This is a genomic window from Anaerophaga thermohalophila DSM 12881 (assembly GCF_000191885.1).
Lineage (GTDB): Bacteria > Bacteroidota > Bacteroidia > Bacteroidales > Marinilabiliaceae > Anaerophaga > Anaerophaga thermohalophila.
In genome coordinates this window covers 1-392 of sequence record NZ_AEWI01000172.1, presented here as the reverse complement: position 1 = coordinate 392, position 392 = coordinate 1, and the positions used below count along the sequence as shown (strand labels likewise).

General features: G+C 48.7%; 1 protein-coding gene. It reads right to left on the bottom strand.

The genetic code is table 11. The features are described 5' to 3' along the window. A partial coding sequence (locus tag ATH1_RS22025; protein WP_211208092.1) for a hypothetical protein occupies positions 1–181 on the bottom strand: 181 nt, incomplete at its 3' end. Between the last annotated feature and the right edge of the window lie 211 nt (positions 182–392).

Sequence of the window (392 nt, the reverse complement as noted above, 5' to 3'; positions counted from 1 at the left end):
TCGTATTATCCTTCCCGTCGCACACCCCCTGGCCCCCTAAAGGGGGTACGTCCAGCGCGCGATTTCGTTTAAATTGCCACAATCGTATGGTTAAATTTATTGTGGACTGTGGATTGGTCTGGTTCTCCCCTTTAGGGGAGTTAGAGGGGTGAAGGGAGAGGGGCAAGTATTGGTTTTTCATTTTTACTCTTTATCCTTTCCCTTTCGCACACCCCCTGGCCCCCTAAAGGGGGTACCTCCAACGCGCAATTTCGTTTAAATTGCCACAACCGTATGGTTTATTTATTGTGGACTGAGGGCTGCCCGGTTCTCCCCTTTAGGGGAGTTAGAGGGGTGAAGAGAAGGGGAAGAATCCTACTTTAACAAATCCCCACAAGCCTTATTTAATTTGG